The following is a 22,304-nucleotide window of genomic DNA, read 5'->3' on the forward strand; positions in this document are numbered from 1 at the left end:
ATGCCGGTATCAATAGGTACATAAAAACACCCCCCTCTCCTGGTCAAATCTTTAGCCCAGACCGGGACACGGCAATTGAGGCTACAAGTGAGTTTGTTCCCCTCTATGATCGTGTTCATGACGGCTCAGAATTCAACTGCGCAAGGTAACGGGTGTCTGCCAGCTTTCCTCGGACTTCTTGCATTTTGTGCCCTCTATCTCTTGTATACAAGCTTCTTTGCTTCTCCACATCAGAAGTGCGTTGACTGACATCTTGCAGTTTGAGAAAAGAACGTCTGGCACGGCATTTTGGCCTCAGAATGAGGTGTGAACCCAAAGAATGCACGTGCCAGACGGCTCTATTCTGACATCCTCACCTGCTTCTCGCGCAAACAACACCGCGACTCCTTCCAGGTCTTCCTGGACCTCCTCCTCGATGGTTCCGGCTGCCCCCTCCCCGCTCGCGCAACCGTCAAGTCCCCCTCCGCGCTCAGTCGCTTCCTCAACCACGCCAACTGGAATCTCCGAACACTCTGCCGCTTCATGCGCCAGGCCGCACTCCAGCTCTTCAACGACACCTGGAAACATGCTCCACACCAGCGTCCTCGGGTCGAATTCCTGGTCGACCTCACCAGTCTCGAAAAAGCAGGAAAGTTCCCTGGACTCTCCGACTGGATGCACGTCCTGAACGCCGTGAACGGCGTTCATCTGGTCGTCCTGTACATCTGCTGTGGAGACCTGAAGCTCCCCTGGGCCTTTCAGATCTGGCGTGGGAAGGGAACGTCCTCACCCGCCACACTGGCCCTCAAACTGCTCCGCACCATTCCGTCCGTCATGCTTCAGGGCAAACGCCGTCCCCGTCTGCAAGAGGGGTGTCGTCGCCAATGTAAAAATGGTTCTGGTGCATTCTCGGTGATCGGATCAGGTTGCCCCTGCCAGCAGCCGCGCACGAAGCAGGTCCAGCTTTGCGCGCCCATACATCTGGCGCTTGACCGTCTTCAGCTTGTTGACGTGGCCCTCGACCGGTCCGTTCGACCAGGACTGAACGATACCCTCTCGAACAGCAGCAAGGTCATTCCAGACGCCTTTCGCAAAGCTCTTCAACGCCGCGATGCCACTCGCTGTGGCTGCTTGCAGCCACGTCCCCAGGACCTGTGCTTCTCCCCGACGAACCATCGCCGCGAACTGTTGCGTCAGCGTGACCACCGTGTGTGCCTCTGACCGCAGGGCGGTCAGTCGCTCGACCCAGCGCTGCTCTTCCACATTCCTGAGTTCCGGCACCTTGATCAGCAGACACGAGAGCGTCCTGATGGACGGTAAAGGGGGTTTCGGGGGCAGGCGGTCATCCTGTGGCGTCTTCTGGCCCCGCAGCGGGGCCAGAAATGATCTCACCATCGTGGCACCGCCAGCGTAGCCCTGCAGCTGCACTTCCTCCCAGAGCATCCTGGCGTTCTCACACCCGTCCCCGAAACGCTCCAACAAGTAAGCCTTGAACGGCTCCAGCCGGCTGGGCCGGGTGCGGCGTTGCGGCGCTGGGCAGGTGTCCAGCGCCACATATTTCCTGACAGTGTTACGCGACCGTCCCACGTCAGCGGCGATCGCGTGGAGGGTCGAGCCTGCCTGCCGCAGCTCTTGGATCCGGTCGAACTGAAGCTGCGTGTGTACCGGGATCGGCAGGCACGGCGCTATCTGCTCAGGTGCATCGGCGATGGTATGCGGCGGTGTCCCGGCTTCGATGTCGGCGGGCGGCGCGGCCGCGCCGCCCAGGTGTTGCCGCAATTCGGCTTGCCAGGGAAGAAGGGTTGCCTGCACCGCGTCCTTCAGGTTTTTCAGCAGGTGCCACCGATCCGCGACCTGAACCGCATTGGGCGCTCCCTGTCTGGCCCCATCGGCGTACACGCTCGCCCGGTCCCTCGTGATGATCTGCACGCCGGGATGCTGACGCAGCCACTCGGCGACCGACTCGGCACTCCGGTCCGGCAACAGATCCACGATCTGTTGCGCTTCCAGATCGACCAGGATCGTGCCGTACGTCAGTCCCTTGCGGTACGCCCAGTCATCGATCCCCAGTACCCGAACGGAGGTCGCGGCTGGAGGAGGTGTCTGCCGGACGATCCGCAGGAGTTTCTTGCGATCGACCGGCATCGCCAGGGTCGAGGCCAGGCGCGCGCCACCCCGTCCACCCGCGCTGAGGGCCAGCGACCGAAAGACATCGGTCAACCGTGTGGTGGTGCGTGCGAACGGCAGGGTGAGCGCCCCGAACCGTTCAGCGAAAATGCGCTGTGGGCACGCCACGTTCTGACAGAACTGGCGCCGCACCACCAGACGCCACAGCGTCTGGTGCCCAGCACACGGGACGTCTGCCAGGGTGCGCCAATACGCGCTGTGTCGACGGGCCGCAGGCTGACCACACCTTGGGCAGGTCGGATCGGCGGCCACACTACGAAGCTCGATGACCCAGCACTGCCGCGCCTCATCGAAAACCGCCGCGTCAAGCTTCAGTCCGCAAATGCCGAACACCTGTTCCGGGTCGAGGGCCATTCTTCAGTATCCGCTGATGGCAGGGGCGACCTGATCCAATCACCGAGAATGCACCAGAACCAAATCTAAGTTGGCGTTGACAAGGGGCGGAGGTTTTGAAAGCAAAGAGTTCATCGAAGCCGTCCTGGAGAGAGAAATCGACATCGTGATCGGCGTCCGGCGCAACAGAAAACTCGTGAATGGGACACCCGTTCACGAGCTGACGACCCGTGGATGCAAGGTGCAACTTCAGGACTTGAAACCCACCATGTACGTCTCCTGGGCATGGTTGTACCGGAATAAAGAGCCAGATGCGTTCGGGCGTCAGCTCCGGGCGGTCCTGCAGCAGGTTCCTGGTCCACTCGTCCTGGATCTGCTCAGTCCACCTGGCGGCCACCAGTCCGGAGGTGGCCAAGTGCACGAGCAGATTCCGGGTCAACGAGGGGTAGAGCACGCTGGCGTCGTACAGGGCAGTGACAAGCGTCAATCGAGCCCCAGCTCTTGCAGGTCATCGGCCAGCGCCTGGAGTGCAGCCTGGCGTTGCATGTCCAGCCGGGCCCGGAAGGCCAGCACGTCTTCGAGATGCAGCCGGCGCCGGGGACCGACCTTCCGGTGGGGGAGAGCGCCGGACTCCACCAGCTTCACGAGGTAAGGGCGGCTAACGTTCAGGAGTTCGGCGGCCTGCTGGGTGGTGATCTCTTCCTCGAGGGTGATGACCTGCACGGCTCGTCCGGCGGCGAGGTCTTCGAGCAGCCCTCCCAGGACTTCGGCCAGCCGGACGGGGAGTCGGTCGGTCTGGGCACGGAGCAGGTCGAGTTGCAGCTGGGCGGCCTGGGTGTCGTCGGCCGTCGGGATAAAGGGCGCAGTCATGTGACCTCCTCCCACAAGCATACGAAATAAACAGCTTGAACGAAACGAACGAAACCACAAAGGGGAGCGATCCGACTCTCCTCTCCTGTTGTTACAAGTGTTGAACGGTCCTTGTGGAGGAGTCAGCCTTTGACCGCTCCCTGGGTCACGCCGCTGATGATCCAGCGCTGAGCGAGCAGGTAGACGATGACCATCGGGGCCAGCGTCATCAGGTATGAGGCGAACGCGAGGTTGTAGTTGGTCGAGAACTGCCCCTGGAAGATGTACTGCACCAGCGGCAGGGTGGCTAACTTGGGATCTGAGATGATCACCAGCGGCAGCAGGAAATCGTTCCAGGCCCACAGGCAGGTCAGAATGCCGACCGTGGCGTTCATCGGGGCCAGCAGCGGGAAGATGATCTTCCAGAAGGTCTGCCAGGTCGTCGCGCCGTCGATGGTGGCGGCCTCCTCCAGTTCACGCGGAATGGATTTGATGTACCCCACGTACACGAAGACGTTGAAGGACAGGCCGTAGACCACATACAGGAAGATCAGACCGTAGGGGTTGTCCATGCCCCAGGCACTCGTCTGCTTCACCACCGGAAGCATGATGATCGGGAAGGGAATAAACAGCGCGCTGATGAAGTAGTAGTACAGGAAGCGGAAGAACTTCTTGTGCTGGTTTCTCGCAATGGCGTAGGCCACCAGCGAGTTGGTGACGAGCGTCAGGATCACCACCGAGACGGTGACGAGCGCGCTCGTCCGGAAGGCCGTGAAGAAGTCGGTGAGCCGCACAGCGTCGCTGAAGTTCTGCCACCGGATCTGACGCGGGAGGGCGAACACCGACTCTGCGAGTTCCTGCGGGGTCTTGAGTGCCGTGACCACCGCCAGGTACAGCGGGACCAAGACGGTCAGGGCAGCCACGCACAGCAGCGCGGTGACGATCCAGTTGGGTTTCCTGTTCTCGGTCAGGCCGTGCGTCATGCTTCCACCTCCCGGCGATGCAGGAAGCGCGTCTGCAACAGTGACACCACCACCAGTACGATGAAGAACAGCACGGCGTTGGCCGATTGATAGGCGAACTGGCCGCCGTCGAAGCCGCCCTTGTAGATCAGGAACGACACCGACTCGGTCGAGGTGCCGGGGCCGCCGCCGGTCAGGGCCACGATCTGATCGAACACCTGCAGGAACGCTTTCATTGCCAGCACCATGTTGATGGTGAAGAAGGCCGCGATCATCGGGAAGGTAATGTTCCGGAACTTCTGCCACGGCCCGGCTCCGTCGATGTCGGCAGCCTCGTACAGGTCATAGGGAATGGTCTGCAGGCCCGCGAGGTACAGAATGATGTTGAACGCGGCCGCCTGCCACACTGCCACGAACACGATCCCGATCCAGGCGAGGTGCGGGTCGCCCAGGATGTTCTTCGACAGCGACGCGATCCCCAGGCCGGCACCGATCTTGGGCACCAGATTGGCGAACAGGTAGTTGAAGATGAACCCCACGATCAGTACGCTGAGGATGTTCGGCAGGAAGTAGATGGCCCGCAGGGTATTACGGAACCGGATGTTGCTGTTCAGGCCGATGGCGATGACGAGCGCCACGGCGTTGACGAGAACGGTCGAGAGGATGGCGAACAGGAAGGTGAAACGGTAGGCCGCCATGGCCCGCTCGTCCTGGAAAATCTGGACGTAGTTGCGCAGCCCGACGAAGTCATAGTTGTTCCCGAACCCCTTGAAGTTGGTGAAGCTGTACAGGATGCCCTGGACGGCCGGGTAGGTATGGAAGACGAAGAACAAGATCACGGCGGGAAGCGCCATGAACAGAAAAGTCAGGTCTTGCCGGCGACGCTTTCTTGGCGCGGTGAGGCCGGCGCTGACCTGACGGTCATCCGAGAGTACACTCATGCGTTCTCCTGGGACGGAGCGGTGGGCTTCAGTCGTCCACCGCTCCGTCTGCTCTGATCGATCAGTTGCTGCGTTTCAGCACGTCGGCCCAGGTCTTGTCGAGCCCCTGGAGGGCCTTCTGCTTGTTCTTGTCCTGAAGCATGGCCTGCCAGAAGGTCTCGGCCGAGAGGCCGGGCGGGAACAGGTTGAACGGTGCGCCCTCGATGTTGCCACTGGCGTAACTGCTCTTCATTGCCGCCAGGCGGGCGTCGGTGGGGACCGTGCCGATCTGCACTGACGGGGCGTTCACTGCTTTCTGGAAGGTGACCGCGTTCTGAGGCGTGGTCAGGAAGGCCATCAGCTTGGCGACCTCAGCTGGATGGCGGGTGCTGGCACTGCTTGCCAGCAGCAGGTCCACGCTGCTCACCACCTTGTTTCTGGCATCGGTGGCGGGGAACGGAACCATGGCGACCTTCGCGCCGGGGTTGGCGGCCAGAATGTCAGGCAGTGCCCAGTCACCCTGGATGTAGAACACGCTGTTGCCTCTGGCGAACGACGCGGTGCCGTCGGGGTAACTGGTGCCGAGCGGATCGGCCTGGCTGTAACTGGCGATCTCCAGCATCTTGTCGGCCACGCCGCTGTACGCTTTCTGGAAGGTGGTCTTGCCGGCCGTCTCCTGCGCCGCGAAGGTGGCCGGGACGGTGTTGACCGCGATGGCGTTCATGAACGGCAGTGTCACCCAGGCGTCCTTGAGCGTCAGGGTCAGCGGGGTCTGTCCGGCCGCCTTGGCTTTCTTCAACGCCGCAATGAAGGCGCTGTAGGTGGTGGGCGGCTGCACGCCCAGCGCTTTGAGTTTGTCGACGTTGTAGATCAGGCCGATGGTGTTGGCGGTGTAGGGAATCCCGTAGACCTCTTTACCGCCCACGATCGACTGCAGTTGCTGCACGTAGATCGGCTTGACCTTCCTGATCAGCGCGTCGCTGGCGTAGTCCTTGAACACGCCGCCCTCGGCGAAGCCTTTGAAGTTGGTGTCTCCTCCCATTGCCACGATGTCGGGGGTCTTGTTCTTGACGATCCGGGTCTTCAGCACCGCCACGAAGTCCGGGGGGACCACCAGATTCACCTTGATGTCTGGGTTCTGTTTCTCGAACTGTGAGAAGAGCTGCTTCCAGGTGTCCACGCCCTTGTTCCCGACGAAGAACTCGATCTCGGTGGCGGCGGAGGCGCTGGAGGCAAGGAGGGAGAGGGCCAGGGTGGACAGCAGGGTCATACGCTTCATAGAACACCTCATGGAGAGAGACGGAACACGGTGGAGGAAGCGGACTCAGGCCTGAGGCACTTCCTGGCTGGAGAGGGCGTGATACACACGCGCTTCGAAGGGGGCGAGGGTCAGGTGAAGCTCCGGACGTTGGGTGGCCGCCAGATTGGAGAGCAGCAGCCGGTAGCAGGCCGGGGGGGACGCGGCGGGCCAGTCGAGGGTGACCGGCTCACGGCTGAAGTTGAGAAGCACCAGCAGCTGTTCGGTGTCGGTGGTGCGGGTGTAGGCGTAGAGCTGGGGATGGTCAGGTAGAAGCAGGTCGTAGCGGCCGTCGACGATCACCGGGAGGTCCTGCCGGAGCCGGATCAGCTCGCGGGTATACCAGTAGACCGAGTCGGGGTCAGCCAGGGCCGCCTGCACGTTGACGGTGGTGTGGTTGGGATTCACGCCGATCCAGGGCGTGCCGGTGGTGAAGCCTGCACCGGGTGTGGCGTCCCACTGCATCGGGGTGCGGGCGTTGTCCCGCCCCTGTGCCCAGATACGCTCCAGGGTGGCCTGCGGGTCTCCGCCGCCCTCGGTCACCTCTTCACGCCAGAGATTGAGGGTGTCCACGTCGCGGTACTCAGAGATGCTCCGGAACTGTACGTTGGTGGTGCCAATCTCGTCACCCTGGTAGATGTACGGCGTACCCTGCAAGGTGTGCAGGAAGGTCGCGAGCAGCTTGGCGCTCTGCACGCGGTACTCGCCGTCGTCGCCGAAGCGTGAAACCATCCGGGGGACATCGTGGTTCGAGAGGTACACGCTGTTCCAGCCCTGTCCGTGCAGGACGTGCTGCCAGCGCCCGGTCACCTCTTTGAGCGCGGCGAGGCTCCAGGGCACCTGTGTCCAGCGGGGGGTGGGATGGGCGAGATCCTTGTCGAGCGCCATCTGCTCGAACTGGAAGATCATGCTCAGTACGCCCTCGGTTTCGTGGGTGTACTGCGCGCCGAGTTCCGGACTCACGCCGGGGGCCTCGCCGACGGTCAGGACGTCGTAGTGGTCGAGTACTTCGCGCCGCATCTCGCGCAGGTACTCCAGCAGGCGCGGGCCGTTCAGGAAATGCAGTTCGGCCAGCGGATAGCGCTCATCCTGTTTCTGGGGAGCATCTGGAAAGTCGGGGACCTTGCTGAGCATGTTGATGGTGTCCATCCGGAAGCCGTCGACGCCCTGGTCGAGCCACCAGCGCATCATGCGGTAGATCTCCTGACGTACCTCGGGGTGCTCCCAGTTGAGGTCCGGCTGTCGTGGGGAGAACAGGTGGAGAAAGTACTCGCCGCGCTCAGGGTCGAGCTTCCAGGCGGAGCCGCCGAAGTGAGAGCCCCAGTTGTTGGGCTCCTGGCCGTCCTCGCTCGCGGGGCGCCAGATGTAATAGTCGCGGTACGGGTTGAGGGTGCCGTCCGGCAGGGTACGGCCCTTCCTCGATTCCAGGAACCAGGGGTGCTCGTCGCTGGTGTGGTTGACCACCAGGTCCATGATGAGTTTCATGCCGCGGGCGTGCAGCCCGTCCAGCAGGTCACTGAAGTCTTCGAGGGTTCCGAACTCGGGCAGGATCGCCTGGTAGTCGCTGATGTCGTACCCGCCGTCGTCGTTCGGCGACTGGTAGACCGGGCAGAGCCAGATGACGTCCGCGCCCAGGTCGTGCAGGTAGTCGAGCCGGGCCCTGATGCCCTTGAGGTCGCCAATGCCGTCTCCGTCGCTGTCCTGAAAGCTTCGTGGGTAGATCTGGTAGACCACGCTGCGCTTCCACCAGCCGGTCTGCCGGGAGCTTGCCGACCTGTAAGCGCTTACAGGTTGAGTCGATGAATCCGTGTCGTACATGGTCACCTCCTAACGTCGCCGGACGCTCTGACGTTCGACGATGGTCGTCGGAAAAACTACGTTCTCGCCCAGTTTCTGGATGCCCTGCAAGTGATCAAGCAACAGGCTGGCAGCCCGCCGACCCATGCCATACAGTGGCTGGCGGACGGTGGTGAGCGGCGGCAGGCACATCTCGGCCAGCGGCAGGTCATCGAAGCCCATCACCGAAAGGTCATCAGGGACCTGGAGCCCTCGCGCGTGCGCCGCTGACATCACCCCCAAGGCCAGCTCGTCGCTGCTGGCAAAAACGGCGGTCAGATCCGTGAGGGTCGCCAGCAGCCGCTGCCCACCGACCTGCCCGTCCTTGAAGGCGAAGCCGTCCATCAACTGCACCTGTCCCTCGGTCAGCGCCAGACCGTGATCCCGGTGCGCCTCCTCGAAACCGCGCACACGCCCGTTCTGCTCGGGTGTACCGTACGCCCCGCCGTAAATCATCCCGATCCGCTCGTGTCCCAGGCTGATCAGGTATGCCGCGGCGGTGTAGGCGGCCAGCCGGTCGTCACAGCGCAGGGTCGGCACGCTGGGGTCGCTGCTCTCGCCGGAAAGCACCACCAGAGGAATCCGCAACTTCTGGATGAAGGTGGCGTACTCCGGCAGCAGCACCTCGCTGGCGAAGATGATGCCGTCCACCCGTTTCTCGGCCAGGAGTTGCAGGTAGTCAAGGGTCCGTTCGCGTCCGCCCCCGGTCTTGCAGACAATGATGCTGAATCCCTGCGCATGGGCTGCGTCCTCCACGCCGCTGAGCACTGTACCGGAGAAGCCGTCAGAGACGTTCGGGAAGATGATGGCGAGCGTCTTCGTCCGGGCGTTCATCAGGCTTCGGGCGACCGCATTGGGTTTGTAGTTCAGCTCCTGGACGGCCAGGAGGACGTTGGCTCTGGTTTCATCCGCCACCCACTGCTGTCCGTTGAGGACCCGTGATACGGTCGCGGTGGAGACGTTCGCGCGCCTCGCGACATCGCTGATTGTTGGGTCCATTGACACTTTTACTGTAAGCGCTTACAGGTGTGTCCGTCAAGAGGTCAGTGAAGAAGGGAGCAAGCAGCAGAAACGCCTTCCTGCATTGCCGCGATCTAGAGGCTGCCAGGATCGCTATGCGAAAAGCGGCCTGAGGGTGTTACAGAACAGAAGGTACATCGCCAGAAAGTGGAAGCCAATCAAATCCCGGTCTGGAAGTGGCGGCCCACACGGTCGGCATCCTCGACCTGCAGAAGCGGCCGGTCGTGCGGGTGCTCGACACCACCTTCTTCCGGCACCGCCCCTGCAACGCCTGTGGAAGCACCAGCACCGCCGGGCGTCAGACCGAAGTGAACCGTCTGCGCCTGCTGGCCCGCGAAGCCCAGTGGCGTGAAGAGGAAGCCCGGCGCCAGGCCGAGCAGGAAGCAGCCCGTCAGGCACAACCCTCCCGGCTCCGACCTGAACCTGAGGCGCCTCCCTGCTGGATCACCATGTGCGAACCGCGCTCCGAGGTGTACCGAGCCCCGCTGTTCGTGACGGTTTTCGGTGTCCCCCTTCTCGTGCCTCCCCTCCTGATTCCGGATCGGCTGCTGTGTGAGGTGGCCGGGACGCGCTCTGTGCTTCAGTAGTCTGCGCTGCGCCTGCAGCATGCTGACGGCCGTGAAGAGGATGCGAGCGGTCGCCTGGGGGTACTGCTCGGCGACCTGCTGATGGCGCGCCTACCCATCGCACCAGAAGACCACTCCTCGAGGATGTTCGTCATCTGGTCCCAGCTCAGAAACAAAAGAATCCCAAGTCGGGAGTGCCTGCTGAAGTGCCGCTCCGTCGGCAGCCAACTCTGTAGGAGGAACTGTAGGAGGGCTGACCCCCCCCCGTGACCACGCCGAGCCTCCACACGCCTTCTGGCCAGGGAAGGCGCCTGGTCTGGTCTCCACGTCTTCACCGTGCTGCCCATGTCCCACCTCAGCTGAGGTCGCGCCACGTCAGCGCCTCCACGACCAGGAACGGTCAGGGGAGCGTGACGTCTACATGCCCTGACATCGACGGTCATCCGCGGGCGTCCCGTTCTGGAGGGTCGGCCAGCGATACGCCTGCCGGACGTCGACATGGCGAGTGTGGGGCGGCCCGGATTCGACGTGCGCGTCAGGAAGTCCTGGACTCGCATAGAGAGGGACGCCCAGCTCGACCTCGGTGCGGACACACAGCCAGTGGCCGCGCACTTCCACACCCTTCACCCACCGCGAGAGGAGCTGCTCCGGCGGATCGACAGCGACGCCAGGCGTGATGCCTCGCACGTCCCCCCGGAGATTCCACAGGCGAAGTGAGTGCTCACCTGCGGCGATCAGGTACCGGCCGTCTGGAGTCCACTTCAGGGCAGGGAAGCCACCCATCTCCCCTTGCGGGAGTGGGCGGCTTCCCCGGGATGGATCGACCAGGAACACTCTGCACCGATCGAGATTGGCACCGGCCGTGCCGCACCGGAGGACCGCCGCGGACGAATGCTGCGGATTGAAGACGGTCTCCGGGCGGAAATACGTGGATGGATCATCCGGATTGTCGTCAGGAAGGGAGAGCGTGATGGTCGGTCCTCCCGGGAACGTCACGGGCCAGGCCAGCACGGCGCTCAGGAGGAGGGACAGCATGGGATCATCATGCATCGCTGGCGGGCGTCCGGGTCCCCAGGTGGCCTCCGGGCGTTCAGCGCTCCTGGGGCCGCATTGGCCGTTCTGCATCTCGACTGTCATTCGCAACAGGAGAGGGCTGTGCGGGAGGTGATCGGGGACTCGGACACGTTGCCGCCCGACACTGAGGCGTTTCTTGCACAGCAGGTCCCAGGGATAATCCACTTGACATGCACCCACCTCCTTTTGATGCCCGCACGCTGACCGTGGATCTGGTTCGTCAGCTCCTGACAACCCAGTTCCCGCAGTGGGCGACCCTTCCCATTCAGGCTGCCGAGCCTCAGGGATGGGACAACCGGACCTTCCGGCTCGGCAGCGACCTGTCCGTCCGTCTTCCCAGCGCTCAGGGCTACGTCCGTCAGATCGAGAAGGAACACCGTTGGCTTCCTGTCCTGGCGGGCTCGCTCTCCTGGCCTATCCCCGTCCCGGTGGCCCTCGGGCAGCCCGGTCATGGATATCCGTTTCCGTGGTCGGTGTACGGCTGGCTGGCCGGTCAACCTGCCGGCAGTGTCGACCTGCCGGATCTGCGTCCCTTCGCGGCGGACGTGGCGCGCTTCCTGAGCGACCTGCAGGCCGTCGACCGCGGTGGGGGCCCGCCTGCCGGAGCCCACTCGTTTCACCGGGGAGGAGCGCTGGCGATCTATGACGAGGAGACACGCGAGTGCCTGACCGACCTTGCCGGATGGGTGAACACGGAAGGCGCCCGGGCGGTGTGGGATGCGGCACTGGTCGCGCACGAGGAGGTGCGGCCCGTGTGGTTCCATGGGGACATGGCCGTCAACAACCTGTTGGTCGCTGAAGGTCGACTGGTCGGAGTGATCGACTTCGGCTGCTGCGGGGTGGGGGATCCTGCGTGTGACCTGGTGCCCGCCTGGACGGTGTTCAGGGGAGAGAGTCGCGTGGTGTTCAGGGCGGGACTGGCGACGGATGCGCGCCTCTGGGCCCGGGCCAGGGGGTGGGCGTTGTGGAAGGTGCTGCTGCAGCTCAGGCAGCTCAGGGAAGGCCGTGCTGCGGGGGATGAGGTCACGGCGGCGCGTCAGGTGCTGCTGGAGATCCTGGACGATCACCGGACGGTTCAGGCAGGCTGACAGGGGGAAGAGCGAACGGCCGGCCAGGGGCGACGCGCGAGGATAGGCCAGAATCATCACCTGCTTCCCTGGAACCGGATTGACACCGGATAAAGAGACCGGGCAGGACACCCACAGGTGTCCTGCCCGGCGTGGCGGACCTTCAGCGGGGCAGGTAGGGGGCGACGTGGGCGGCGGTGACGCTCTGCTGGCCGAGCGACTGCATCTCCCACGGGCCGCTCGCATCGTCGCTGGACTGGAGCGCCACCGTGATGGACGCCGTGCTGCTGCCGCGCACGACGTTCAGGGTGCTCACCTCACGCATGAGGTTCCATCCGGCGTGCAGGTTCGCGTTCATCTTCGCCTGCAGCCCGGTGATGACGCCGTTCGCGCTGGCACTGCAGGTCTGCTGACCGCCGAGCACCGTCGCCTGGTCGCTGTACACCCAGAAGCGGTTGACGACGGTGCCATTGACGTTCTGCGCGTCGCTCGCGTCCGTGAACGAGAACGGTTCGGCGCTCATGACGGACGCGCCGTTCTTCTGCACGTCGAGGCGGTACGCGACGAAGCCCTGCGCGGCCGCGTTGCTGCTGGTGAACTGCCCCAGGCAGTTGGGATTGCTGGCGACGAACAGGTCCGCGGCGGGGACGAGGAAGGGTTTGACCTGTTCCGCGCCCGGGAGCGCGAGCATGAAGCTCCCGTCGGCGTTCAGCGTGCCGGTGCTGAGGGCCGGGTTGCCGGCACCCTGGGCGCGGGTGTCGTCGGCGAGCAGGGCGACGGTGGCGGCCCCGCCGGTCCAGCCGTTCAGGGTGCCGCTGATCGCGGTCGGGGTGACGCCGGTGGGCAGGGGATCAATCGTGCTGCTGGGCGTTCCGCAGGCGGCGAGCGCCGCAGAGACGAGGAGCAGCGGGACGAACTTGAAGGTTGAATTCACCCGGTCACGCTAGCGCCGTGCCCGGCCCTGCGTGACGGCAAGTGTCGTCCGTGCGGCGGGGAACGCTCCGCGCGCTCACGCAGGCGTTCCTGTTCCCCTGGAACCGCGCCCTTGGGTTCCGGAGGACGTGCTGTCAGCGTCCGTTCCCGGTGAACTCCACCGGGAACGGACGACTTCCCTGACCCTGCTGAAGGCAGCCTGGGTCTGTCGTTCAATCACTCCTCTCGTTCGGGTTCGGGCCAGCACCCGGACGCAGGTGGGCGAATCAGTTGGTGGAGGAGGGAATTTCGATGACCGTACCCAGAAACGTGCCTGCCTTGAGCGGAAGGGCAGATCTGGGAGAGCGAAGGATTCGTTCTGCGGCCCGGGGGCTGAGCGGAAAGCCAAGTACAGGAGACCGAGCCGCGTCTCTCCCGGGGGTTGACCGCTGCGTCTGGATTCCCGCGGTGCCAGCACGCCTCACCCGTCTGCAACGGTCACGCCATTGTGCTGATGCAGCCCCCGCGTCCACCGGACTATCCTGACTCCATGACGCACATCCCTGCCCGGCGCTTCAGGCGTCGCGGGCTGGCAGCCTGAAGCGCCCCTCCGGGGTCTGCCCAGCCCAAGTTCCCCCGCGACGCCTGGGGTGAACATCATCAGAGACAAGCGCCACTCGCGGGCCATTCTTCGTCATCATCGGCAGCGGATCATCCGCAACAGGCTCAGATACGCTTCCGTCGGGGAGACTCTTCCAAACGCCGTCTGGGGCTGGGTGTACCGTTTTGCTGGTCAGGCCAGCAAGACCAACACTGTCTGCAGCTGCGGTCTCTGCCGGGCAGCAAAATACCGGGACCGACCCAGGCAGAAGACATGGGAGGACGAGATGAAGTGATGCCGGACCCGTCCTGCCTCCATGACGGCGGGCCAGACCCGGTCCGTGCGGCTGTTCTGCGTCCCGGACGCCATTGACCTCGAAGTCGTCGTCGAGCCGTTCTCTTGTCGGGTCTCACCCGCGCCTGGTGGGCGCCTTCTTCGGCGTGGTGTGCTCCGGTGCCGCCCGGCCCTGCCCGAGTGCCTGGCCTCTCTGGAAGCTGGCGCCCATCTTCGTACGCGTCTGCGCGGCCAGCGCCTTGAAATCCACCAGTCCGGCCTCGATCGCCTCGGCACTCACCTTGATCTTGCCGCTCCGGGCGCGCGACAGGTCCCGGTTCACCGTGCCGAACCAAGCTTCGAACGCCGGAGTGGCGTCGATGATCATGTCGTTGGCGTTGCGGGTGTACGTCTCCGTGCTGCCACGCCGGACGTACTGCTTGGGCAGCACGAAGCGGGAGGGCAGGTCGGCAGCCAGGACGTGGCCTTCCCGGACGGCCGTGCGCAGCTGCTTGACGAAGAGATCGCTGCGTTGAGGGTTGTGAAGCTTCCGGATCTGCTCACTGAGGGTGATGTAGGGCACGAGGTGAGTTCATCATGGGGAATCCAGGAAAACAAGACGGTCCTCCGGGGGAGAGCGGGTGGCTGAGGCCATGGAGCACCACGACAGAGCGTCGCCCCTGGATGGATCCGCAGCAACAGCGCGGTGGAGACCCGTGGCAGACTCGGGGCATGGCTGCCGACCTGAATGCCCGCCCGGAGACGGACCTCGCTGTCACCGGGTCGCTCCTGAAGCGTCCGCACGTCACCCGCCGGGCCGGAACGACCGGAAAGGTGCACCTGTGTGACGCCGAGACGCTGCTGCCGTTGTGTGGTCGGCCGCTGGCGAACGGAGGCGTGCCCTGCGACGCGCCGGTCGACTGCCTGAGCTGCCGACGCCGTCTGGCACGCCGGATCCGCCGCCCGAACGATCCGCTGCTGAAGGACGCCCACGAACGGCGCCGCAACAACCGCCGTCGCCGAAGTGCAGCAGCAAGAACCTGACAGCAGTGCAGGATTTCGGGACATTCCACCTGCACGGGAGGGATCATGTTCGGCCCAGTCGTCCGGCGGATCATCCCCTTGGACTCGAACATGGTCCTGACAGAAGTCCCGTTCGACGAGCACGGCCGTCCAGTGCCGGGGGCTCAACGATCACCGTGAAGCCCCAGGGCAGGCGCGGTCCTGTCCGGCGAGCGCCGTCGTGCTGACCGTGTCGCAGCGCTCCAGGCGGCCAGTGGTCAGATTCCAGCGGAACACGTTCTCAATGTCGGCCATGTCCATCACCCCGATGCGGACACTGGCCTTGGCCGTGACGGTCAGGACCGGCCCGCTCCGTTCCACCGTCCAACCGGCAGGATAACCGGACCCGTATACATTGAAGGGCGGCACGGCCGGGGGGCTGAGCGTCTGAATCTGCCTGCCGCGCGTCACGGTGACGCGCATGTCCGGCCCGACCCGCACCCGGACTCCTGGCTCATCCAGGCCAGCGAGCGGGCGGCCCTGCCCCCAGCCTTCCCGCCCGGACTTCAGGTCCCAGCCCCGATCGCTGGAGCCGTCGGTGAGCCGGATGGTGCGGCCTAGGGTCTGTCTGACGGAACTCATCTGCAGCGCGTAGATTCGGGGGATGCATCGGACGGACCTGACGCCGCAGCAGTGGGTTGCGCTGCAACCCCTGCTGCCGAGAAACCCAAAGCGCGGCCAAGCGTACGCTTCGCACCGCAAGGTCCTGAACGGCATCTTGTGGCGCATCAAAACAGGTGCACCCTGGCGCGACGTTCCCCGCCGATACGGCCCCTGGCAGACCTGCTACGACCGGTTCGTCCGCTGGTCGAGAGATGGGACCTGGTTGCGTCTGCTGCAGACCATCCAGGCGACGGCTGATCAGCAAGGCGAGATCGACTGGGACAAGGCTTCGGTGGACAGCACCCACATCCGAGCCCAGCGGAGTGCGAGCGGGGCTCGTAAAACGCTTCCTGCCGGAGAAAAAAGGGGGGCTGTGTCAATGAATGGCTCGGGATCAGCCGGGGCGGTCGGACCAGCAAGATCCACGTCCTGAGCGAGGGTCGAGGACGGCCAATGGCCGTCCTCGTGTCTGCCGGGCAAGCGTCGGATCCGACGTTTCTCGTCCCGCTCCTGGACGCGGTGCGGGTGCCAAGGGTGATGAAGGGTCGTCCGAGAAAGCGTCCGACCAGTCTTCGGATGGATCGGGCATATGGAGCTGGAGTGTACCGACGGGCCCTCCGGGCCCGTGGGATCCGCTGTATCTGTCCAGAGCGCGAAGACGCGAAGAAAGCGCGGCTGAAGCGGGGACAGCGAGGTGGACGGCCGCCCAGCCATAATCCGGAAGCCTATAAGGAGAGAAACCTCGTGGAGCGCTGCATCAATCGACTGAAGGACTTCCGAGCTGTGGCCACCCGGTATGACAAGCGGGGCTGGCATTTCCTGTCGGTCGTGCACATCGCCTGTATCGTACTCTGGCTCTGATTCGTCAGACACACTCTAGCACGCTCAATTCGCGCAACATGGCAGGAAACGGGCCCAGTCGGGCCACCCGCCGGAACTGCCCCGCGTCCAGCAGCGTCGCGGAGGTCACGCCCAGCGCGAGCAGTCGGTCATCTGGGAGGACCTGCAGCCCTCGTGTGCCTCCGGGGACGCTCAGGCAGGTCACTTCCAGTCCGGCTAAGGTGTCCCAGCGCTTCACGGTCTCGTCGTTCGCGCTGCTGATCAAAGTGGCCGTGCCCGTCCAGACGAGGCCACCCACCGACCCCTGGTGGGCGGTGAGGTAGGGGAGGGAGACCCCGCCGCAACGCCCGGTGAGTCGGCGCTCCTGGCCGGTCCGCAGGTCGTGCAGGCGAATCCCGCCGGCGCGCGAACCGATGGCCAGTTGCCGTCCCGTGGGATCGTAGGCTAGGGCAGTGACGTCCAGTGACCACGCGTTGTCCGGCGTGATCGCCGATGGCCCGGGATGCGGGAGACTCTGCCGCAGCTGCCCTGAGCTGGTGTCCCGCAGCTCGACCTCGCCCGGCCCGCTGCCTGCCGTGACGAGCTGTCGGCCGTCGGGCGAGAGGGCCAGTGGCGGGGGCATGCGGCCCGGAGGGTCACTCCCAGCCGGCCGGGCGGCTGTGGCTGGCGGCGCGGTCCAGCGCAGCTTCAGGGTGTGGGCGTCCCAGGCGTGGAGCGCGGCCCCGGCACTGTAGAGGGTCCGGCCGTCCGGGCTCAGCGCCAGTTGACCGGCCTGGAATTCCGCCTCCGGGAGGGCGGCCGTCACCAGGACACGACCGTGGGGGGAGACGCGCTGCAGGGCGCAACTCGGAACACTGGAGACGAGGCGGCAGTGCCAGCCGATCCAGTCTCCTTCTCGCGTCGTCTGCCCGGTGCTCAGGGCGGCGGCGTGTCCCAGGAGCAGGCCGATGAGGGCGAGGAGCTGTCCGACAGATCCGAAGCGAGTCACGTCCCCATCTTGCTCCCGGGAACCCGGAGCGCCGGCCGCACTTGACGTTCGGCGGGCTGCCGACCAGGAGGCGGTACTCGCTTCTCTGTCGTCTGGCGGGCGCGGTGTGGGCTTTGGACGGCGGCCGGGCCAGTGTACTCGCCGTCATGCGGCATTCGAATCCTTGACGAAGGTGGTCCTTCTGAACGAACCCTTTCACCGCTTCAGGCCGTTTCACCACGATCAGTTCGACACCGGCCTGACTGGCCTCCAGGGCCGTCTGCGCGCCGGTATAGCCCTGATCTGCGTACGCGACCTCGACGTTGACGCCCGTCACCTCCTGAACTTCGAGGCACAGGTCTTTGACCTGTGCTCTGTCCTGTTCGTTCGCTGGGGTCGTCAGCACGGCCAGGACGTGACCGAGCGTGTCCACGGCCAGGTGAACCTTCGTGCCCTTGCGCTTCTTGGCACCGTCGAATCCAGCGCGATGTCCGCTCTCTGGCGTGCTCTGCAAGGTGCGGCTGTCAATGACGATAGCAGTGGGTTCACCGGATCTGGACTGCTCGATCCGGCTGAGCATGCGAAGGTCATGAGCCGCATTCTCGAAACACCCAGCGGTGAACCAACGGTGCGCCTGTTGGCGCACCGTCTCCGCGGGAGGGAAGTCGTGGGGCAGGTAGGCCCATTGCGCCCCCGTGCGTGCCACCCAAAGGAGCGCGTTCAGGACGTCTCGGATCGGGTATTTGCGTTGCCTAGCATCTTTTGGGCTGAGGAGCAAGGAAGGCAGCAGGAAAAAGAAGGTGTCGTCGTCCATGTCGCTGGGGTAGCCGCGCCTGGTCACCGCTTCATTCTGCTGTGTCCAGACCCTTTGACTCAAACTTCAAACCGCATCTCGGCAGCCTCAGGAAAAGCCTGTTTATGTTTTCCAAAAGGGCATTATCTCAAAAACTGCAATAAGGTCGTTAAGAACACAAGATTTAATATATATATCTTGGGCTATTTCGGGAACTTCTTTATGTGTAAATTTCCCATTACGTATTTTACCAATAAGTTCCAAAAGATAATTCGATGCCGTATAAAAATCAGCAACGCTCATTCCCTCGCTATCGTAATTAGCTAGAATGCTTATTTTGACCCTCCCTTCTTCAGAGAATTTAATACGTATATCGTTTTCGGTCACTGGAATTTTGCTGTTGTAGTTAGATATAGCGTTTTCTACTAGAAATATCTTATCTTCGATGAAAACTTCGTTGAGCGCGCTCGAATTTGATATGATATCAAAATAACTCCCTATCGGTCCAGGGTATAAGAAAACAAAATTATCGTATACTCCTGAATCTACCAATTCTGATAAACTATCACTGGAAGGTGAATAGGAATTAAATACGTAATCCATGGTATGCGCGGACCCGGTATGAACACAGTAAAATACTCTCACATCTCTTTTGAGCGCGTCATTGAGTGAAAGGGAAGATCGTGGTGGCATAATGATCATCTCCTGTATATGCAAACAAGAAGGGTATCGGCGCACCGTTTATGTTCATAAAAACATACGACCCGCTCAGGCGTTCCCATGTAGATTGCTTTACCCCTGGAATTTATGAGGCACAATTGTAGATCATGGGCTGATCAAGGTCATAATAATTTTGAAAAAACCGTTGAACTAGAGTTGAATTGTCTAAGTAAAAGGAGATTTGGTAATTGTTATAGTTGAGTCATTGACGAATTGAGGAACTTCACTTTTGCTTCGCTGAATCCATATTTGATCCCACTTTTTCCTGAGATGGGATTATATAGCCTATCAGCAGTCTACACTTCATGACAGGTGGTGTCTAAAAAGCATTTGAAAACACTTTTAGTAAAACGCATCGGGTCGCATGAAATGTGTCTCATACGCCTTTCTATCACTTTTTTGCCGATCGACGGACCAGTAGTCGGATCATGACCTCACAGTTCAATTGACTCAAGGTCAAAGTTATACTAAAATATAACCATGCACACCACCCATCTCCGGAAGGTCGGCGGCTCGGTCATGCTCAGTATCCCCCCGGCCCTGCTGGACGTCCTCGGACTCCAGCAGGGCGCCATGGTGTCTCTCGCCCTGGAAGACGGTCACCTGATCGTCCTGCCGGTCCGGAAACCCCGGTACAGCCTGAGCGACCTGCTCGCCCAGTGCGACCCGGACCTGCCGATCACCACCGAAGACCAGGCCTGGCTGGACGCTCCTGCCACCGGAAACGAACTGCTCTGATGCAACGCGGCGACATCTACCGGGTGAACCTCGACCCCACCGCCGGACACGAACAGCGCGGGACACGTCCTGTCCTGCTGGTTTCACCCGACGCCTTCAACACGCTGACCAGGACGCCCGTGGTCCTGCCCATCACGACCGGCGGCCAGTTCGCCCGTACCCTGGGCTTCGCCGTATCGCTCGACCAGGCCGGAACGCAGACGAGAGGCGTCATCCGCTGTGACCAGCCGCGCGCGCTGGACCTGGCAGCCCGCGCAGGGACACGACTGGAACGGGTACCGGACGACGTCATGGACGAGGTGCTGGCAAAACTGGCGACGCTCCTGCAGTGACCAGCGCGACTCCACCGATGAGCCACGTTCAACGCAAGGCCGGGCATCTCTCGCCCCCGAGCGATTGAAGGCGCGTCCGTGTCGGCTCGTGCTGCGTGTCGATGCAGAACATGAGATGAAATGCGTTTCAGACGCTGTTCTCTGCTCTATGGTCCGTTTGGGGACTGCGCCTCACTTGCACTGTTTCGCACTGCGGTCTGGATGGCCTGACGCTGTCCTGCCCGGTGACGGTCACCGGTACTTCCTGTTCGTGGCGGGGGTGCTCAATTCGCACGATCCGGTACTCGGCCACGCTGTTCACCGCGAAGAAACGTCCCTGGGTCGGCATGTGCCAGCGGAGGCGCTCCGGGGTGTGTCCCTGGCAGACGTTGAGGGCGTCCGTGATGGTCGGGAGCTCCCCGAGGGAATGGAGGGTGTGGGGCGGGGTGAACGTCCAGACGTCCGCGCGGTACAGCGGCATTGATTCAGGGTACCGGTTGTGCCCCCGTCCGGAATCGAATGGGCCTCCATCCGTTCTGAATGGTGGGGGGAGCCTGCTGAACAGCCTGGGGACCGAAGGGTCCTGTTCTCCGGACCCGCCAGGTCACGCCCAAGCGTCTGGGCCGTCATCTGGGACCGAGGGTCCCGAGGCGCTGCAGGATCTCCTGCGCGAGGCGCGCGAGGGCCTCACGTTCCCGCCGGTCGATCCGGCTGTCCTCGTACAGGCGGGTCCGGACCAGCTGCAGCGGCTCCGCGTTCCCGAGCTCGTGCGGGTCCGGCTGGACCGGCGCACCCTGGACGACGGTCCGGTCCGCGACCTCGCCGGTGCTGCTGACGAAACGGAGGTCGGGGTGCAGGAGACCGAGCGTCACGAGTTCATGCCCGGCCGCCCGCTGCACGGCGAACGCCGCGTCCGGCCCGGAGGACAGGGCGGTGAGCAGGGTGTCGGTCAGTTCGGCGCGCAACTGCACCTCCTGGCGCTCCCGTTCCATCTGAAGCTGCGCGCGCGCGGCGCGCGGGATCCCAGCGGCGGTTCTCGCCCATCAGCGAACGGGGCACCGGGCAGCATGGACGGGCATGGCGCACCGTACCACGGGGCAGCACCCCACCCTGGATCAGGCCTGTCTCTCTGCAGGTCATGCCCGAAGACCGCCCCTGCTCGCTGGCTCCGCCCTTGTCCTGGGCAGGAGGAGAGGCCCGGCGTGGTCAGCCGCGTCCGGTCACGACGACGAGCCCTGCAGGATGCCTGCCCGCTCCCGGAACGCACAGGGTGCCTTGTCGTTCCACGCGGAGGGCCTCCCGCGGGGTGTACGGATTCCGTCGGAATCCGTCTGTGTCGGCCTCCAGCAGGGCACCGGCGTTGTCGTCCTGGACGTGATTTGAGCGGCTGTCGGTCGGGTGAAGCGGTTCAGGATCTCCAGTTGTGGGCAGGCCCTCTCCGGAGCCATTTCACGTTCCTGCCCGTCCACCGCACGGCAGTCACACCTGCCGTCACGGCGCGCGCGACCGTCCACTATGCTGGAACGCATGTCGTCGTCCGACCCCGTCCCCTGCGAGGAGTCCACCCCCGCCGCGGCCCCCGTCCACCATGAGGCGCCCCCACTGCCCCCCGACGTCAGCGGCACCGTCGCCTTCTACGCCGCACACTATCTCCCGGACGGCCGCAAGACGCACGACGTCCAGCACGGTCCCGTGGACACGGAGCTCCCGCTCGCCAGCGCGTTCAAGACCACGCTGCTGTACACCGTCCTCCAGCAGGTCGACGACGGCCACCTGCACCTCGACCAGCAGTTCGAAACCACCGACGCCAACCAGAGCATCGAAGCGTTCCCCCCGGACCGGATCAACACCCTTGACCGGCTCGCCGAACTCACCATCCGCAACTCCGACAACACCGCGAGCGACATCCTTCACCTGGCCGCCGACCCCGCACGGGTCGCCGAACGGACGACGCAGCTGAGCCCCTGCACCCACATCCACCTCACCACCAAAGCCTTCTGGGCCGCCATGAGCGGCCTCGTCCCCGAAATCATCGACCCGTCCACACCGGAAACGCTCAGGAGCAGTGCGCGCAGCTTCGCGGCGCTCCCCGCCCAGGAGAAGCGTGACGTCGCGGCCCGCATCAACACCCTCGCGCAGGGCGTGCATCAGCAGGCGGTGTACGACGGCCTGGACACGTACTTCAACGGTGTGAACTACCACCCGGAGAACGACGTGTCCCTCCTCAACAGCAGCACCGCACGCGCGTACAGCGATCTGCTGTCCAGGCTGTTCCTGCAGTCGACGCTGCAGCCGGCGACCCGGGCGCGTTTCCGGGAGATCATGGCGAGCGGGTGCTGCACGAAACCCACGGAAGGGGTGCCGTTCCCGTACACGTACTGGGGCGCGAAAGCG

General features: G+C 63.6%; 22 protein-coding genes and 1 pseudogene. 6 read left to right on the forward strand and 17 right to left on the reverse strand.

Features of this window, described 5'->3' with window-relative positions; translation table 11 throughout:
• Positions 1-294: 294 nt before the first annotated feature.
• From IEY33_RS11785 to IEY33_RS11830, 10 genes are all read right to left on the reverse strand, one after another.
• Positions 295-687 carry a hypothetical protein gene (locus IEY33_RS11785; protein WP_188963477.1) on the reverse strand — a complete coding sequence of 131 codons (393 nt, stop codon included), beginning with the start codon at positions 685-687 and terminating at the stop codon, positions 295-297.
• Positions 688-900: 213 nt separating this feature from the next.
• Positions 901-2,520 carry an ISL3 family transposase gene (locus IEY33_RS11790; protein WP_188963478.1) on the reverse strand — a complete coding sequence of 540 codons (1,620 nt, stop codon included), beginning with the start codon at positions 2,518-2,520 and terminating at the stop codon, positions 901-903.
• A gap of 462 nt (positions 2,521-2,982) precedes the next feature.
• The gene (locus tag IEY33_RS11795) at positions 2,983-3,369 is read right to left on the reverse strand and encodes an excisionase family DNA-binding protein (RefSeq protein ID WP_188963479.1); all 387 of its coding nucleotides are present in this window, start codon (positions 3,367-3,369) and stop codon (positions 2,983-2,985) included.
• Positions 3,370-3,491: 122 nt separating this feature from the next.
• Positions 3,492-4,331: a carbohydrate ABC transporter permease gene (locus IEY33_RS11800; RefSeq protein ID WP_188963480.1), complete on the reverse strand. Its 840-nt coding sequence runs from the start codon at positions 4,329-4,331 to the stop codon at positions 3,492-3,494.
• Entirely contained in the window at positions 4,328-5,251 is a 924-nt protein-coding gene (locus tag IEY33_RS11805) for a carbohydrate ABC transporter permease (RefSeq protein WP_229670964.1), read from the reverse strand. The genes IEY33_RS11800 and IEY33_RS11805 overlap by 4 nt, the downstream gene beginning before the upstream one ends.
• A 61-nt stretch (positions 5,252-5,312) precedes the next feature.
• A complete protein-coding gene (locus tag IEY33_RS11810) occupies positions 5,313-6,509 on the reverse strand; it encodes an ABC transporter substrate-binding protein (protein WP_188963481.1) in 1,197 nt (398 codons plus the stop codon).
• A 45-nt stretch (positions 6,510-6,554) separates the two neighbouring features.
• Positions 6,555-8,345: a glycoside hydrolase family 13 protein gene (locus IEY33_RS11815; RefSeq protein ID WP_188963482.1), complete on the reverse strand. Its 1,791-nt coding sequence runs from the start codon at positions 8,343-8,345 to the stop codon at positions 6,555-6,557.
• Between the two features lie 9 nt (positions 8,346-8,354).
• Complete coding sequence (locus tag IEY33_RS11820) at positions 8,355-9,362, reverse strand: LacI family DNA-binding transcriptional regulator (RefSeq protein WP_188963483.1); 1,008 nt, start codon at positions 9,360-9,362, stop codon at positions 8,355-8,357.
• A gap of 179 nt (positions 9,363-9,541) precedes the next feature.
• Positions 9,542-9,784, reverse strand: a complete 243-nt coding sequence (locus tag IEY33_RS19320; RefSeq protein WP_188963484.1) for a hypothetical protein — start codon at positions 9,782-9,784, stop codon at positions 9,542-9,544.
• Between the two features lie 582 nt (positions 9,785-10,366).
• Positions 10,367-10,984 (reverse strand): hypothetical protein, encoded by a 618-nt coding sequence (locus tag IEY33_RS11830; RefSeq protein ID WP_188963485.1) that lies wholly within the window; start codon positions 10,982-10,984, stop codon positions 10,367-10,369.
• A 209-nt stretch (positions 10,985-11,193) separates the two neighbouring features.
• Here IEY33_RS11830 and IEY33_RS11835 point away from each other — a divergent pair, with 209 nt between their 5' ends.
• Entirely contained in the window at positions 11,194-12,111 is a 918-nt protein-coding gene (locus IEY33_RS11835) for an aminoglycoside phosphotransferase family protein (RefSeq protein ID WP_188963486.1), read from the forward strand.
• A 142-nt stretch (positions 12,112-12,253) separates the two neighbouring features.
• Here IEY33_RS11835 and IEY33_RS11840 read toward each other — a convergent pair whose 3' ends face one another.
• Both IEY33_RS11840 and IEY33_RS11845 read right to left on the reverse strand, forming a co-directional pair.
• Positions 12,254-13,024 (reverse strand): hypothetical protein, encoded by a 771-nt coding sequence (locus tag IEY33_RS11840; RefSeq protein WP_188963487.1) that lies wholly within the window; start codon positions 13,022-13,024, stop codon positions 12,254-12,256.
• Positions 13,025-14,012: 988 nt separating this feature from the next.
• Positions 14,013-14,459 (reverse strand): hypothetical protein, encoded by a 447-nt coding sequence (locus IEY33_RS11845; protein ID WP_188963488.1) that lies wholly within the window; start codon positions 14,457-14,459, stop codon positions 14,013-14,015.
• Between the two features lie 149 nt (positions 14,460-14,608).
• Between IEY33_RS11845 and IEY33_RS11850 the strand changes: the two genes are divergently transcribed.
• Positions 14,609-14,920, forward strand: coding sequence for a hypothetical protein (locus IEY33_RS11850; RefSeq protein ID WP_188963489.1), 312 nt, complete (start codon positions 14,609-14,611; stop codon positions 14,918-14,920).
• A 150-nt stretch (positions 14,921-15,070) separates the two neighbouring features.
• On the opposite strand, the gene IEY33_RS11855 is transcribed toward IEY33_RS11850, so the two are convergent.
• The gene (locus IEY33_RS11855) at positions 15,071-15,520 is read right to left on the reverse strand and encodes a hypothetical protein (protein WP_188963490.1); all 450 of its coding nucleotides are present in this window, start codon (positions 15,518-15,520) and stop codon (positions 15,071-15,073) included.
• A gap of 22 nt (positions 15,521-15,542) precedes the next feature.
• On the opposite strand from IEY33_RS11855, the gene IEY33_RS11860 reads away from it, so the two are divergent.
• Positions 15,543-16,402, forward strand: a protein-coding gene (locus IEY33_RS11860) for an IS5 family transposase (RefSeq protein ID WP_188963491.1) whose coding sequence is annotated in 2 segments (ribosomal slippage) — positions 15,543-15,918 and positions 15,918-16,402 — 861 coding nt in all. Because the reading frame shifts where the segments join, the coding sequence is not laid out codon by codon here.
• 4 nt (positions 16,403-16,406) lie between these two features.
• Here the strand turns inward: IEY33_RS11860 and IEY33_RS11865 are convergent.
• The 3 genes and pseudogenes from IEY33_RS11865 to IEY33_RS11875 all read right to left on the reverse strand — a co-directional run bounded on the left by IEY33_RS11865 (position 16,407) and on the right by IEY33_RS11875 (position 18,744).
• Complete coding sequence (locus tag IEY33_RS11865) at positions 16,407-17,369, reverse strand: WD40 repeat domain-containing protein (protein WP_188963507.1); 963 nt, start codon at positions 17,367-17,369, stop codon at positions 16,407-16,409.
• Between the two features lie 184 nt (positions 17,370-17,553).
• A pseudogene (locus IEY33_RS11870) lies at positions 17,554-18,189 on the reverse strand (IS5 family transposase); the annotation flags it as partial.
• Positions 18,190-18,264: 75 nt separating this feature from the next.
• Positions 18,265-18,744, reverse strand: a complete 480-nt coding sequence (locus IEY33_RS11875; RefSeq protein WP_188963492.1) for a hypothetical protein — start codon at positions 18,742-18,744, stop codon at positions 18,265-18,267.
• Between the two features lie 597 nt (positions 18,745-19,341).
• On the opposite strand from IEY33_RS11875, the gene IEY33_RS11880 reads away from it, so the two are divergent.
• Both IEY33_RS11880 and IEY33_RS11885 read left to right on the forward strand, forming a co-directional pair.
• Positions 19,342-19,599 carry an AbrB/MazE/SpoVT family DNA-binding domain-containing protein gene (locus tag IEY33_RS11880; RefSeq protein ID WP_188963493.1) on the forward strand — a complete coding sequence of 86 codons (258 nt, stop codon included), beginning with the start codon at positions 19,342-19,344 and terminating at the stop codon, positions 19,597-19,599.
• Positions 19,599-19,931 (forward strand): type II toxin-antitoxin system PemK/MazF family toxin, encoded by a 333-nt coding sequence (locus tag IEY33_RS11885; RefSeq protein WP_188963494.1) that lies wholly within the window; start codon positions 19,599-19,601, stop codon positions 19,929-19,931. Before IEY33_RS11880 ends, IEY33_RS11885 begins: the two co-directional genes overlap by 1 nt.
• A gap of 605 nt (positions 19,932-20,536) precedes the next feature.
• Here the strand turns inward: IEY33_RS11885 and IEY33_RS11890 are convergent.
• On the reverse strand, positions 20,537-20,902 hold the full coding sequence (locus IEY33_RS11890; RefSeq protein ID WP_188963495.1) for a hypothetical protein: 366 nt from the start codon (positions 20,900-20,902) through the stop codon (positions 20,537-20,539).
• 535 nt (positions 20,903-21,437) lie between these two features.
• Between IEY33_RS11890 and IEY33_RS11895 the strand changes: the two genes are divergently transcribed.
• A partial coding sequence (locus tag IEY33_RS11895) for a serine hydrolase (RefSeq protein WP_188963496.1) occupies positions 21,438-22,304 on the forward strand: 867 nt, incomplete at its 3' end.

The sequence above is a fragment of the Deinococcus aquiradiocola genome (assembly GCF_014646915.1).
GTDB lineage: Bacteria > Deinococcota > Deinococci > Deinococcales > Deinococcaceae > Deinococcus > Deinococcus aquiradiocola.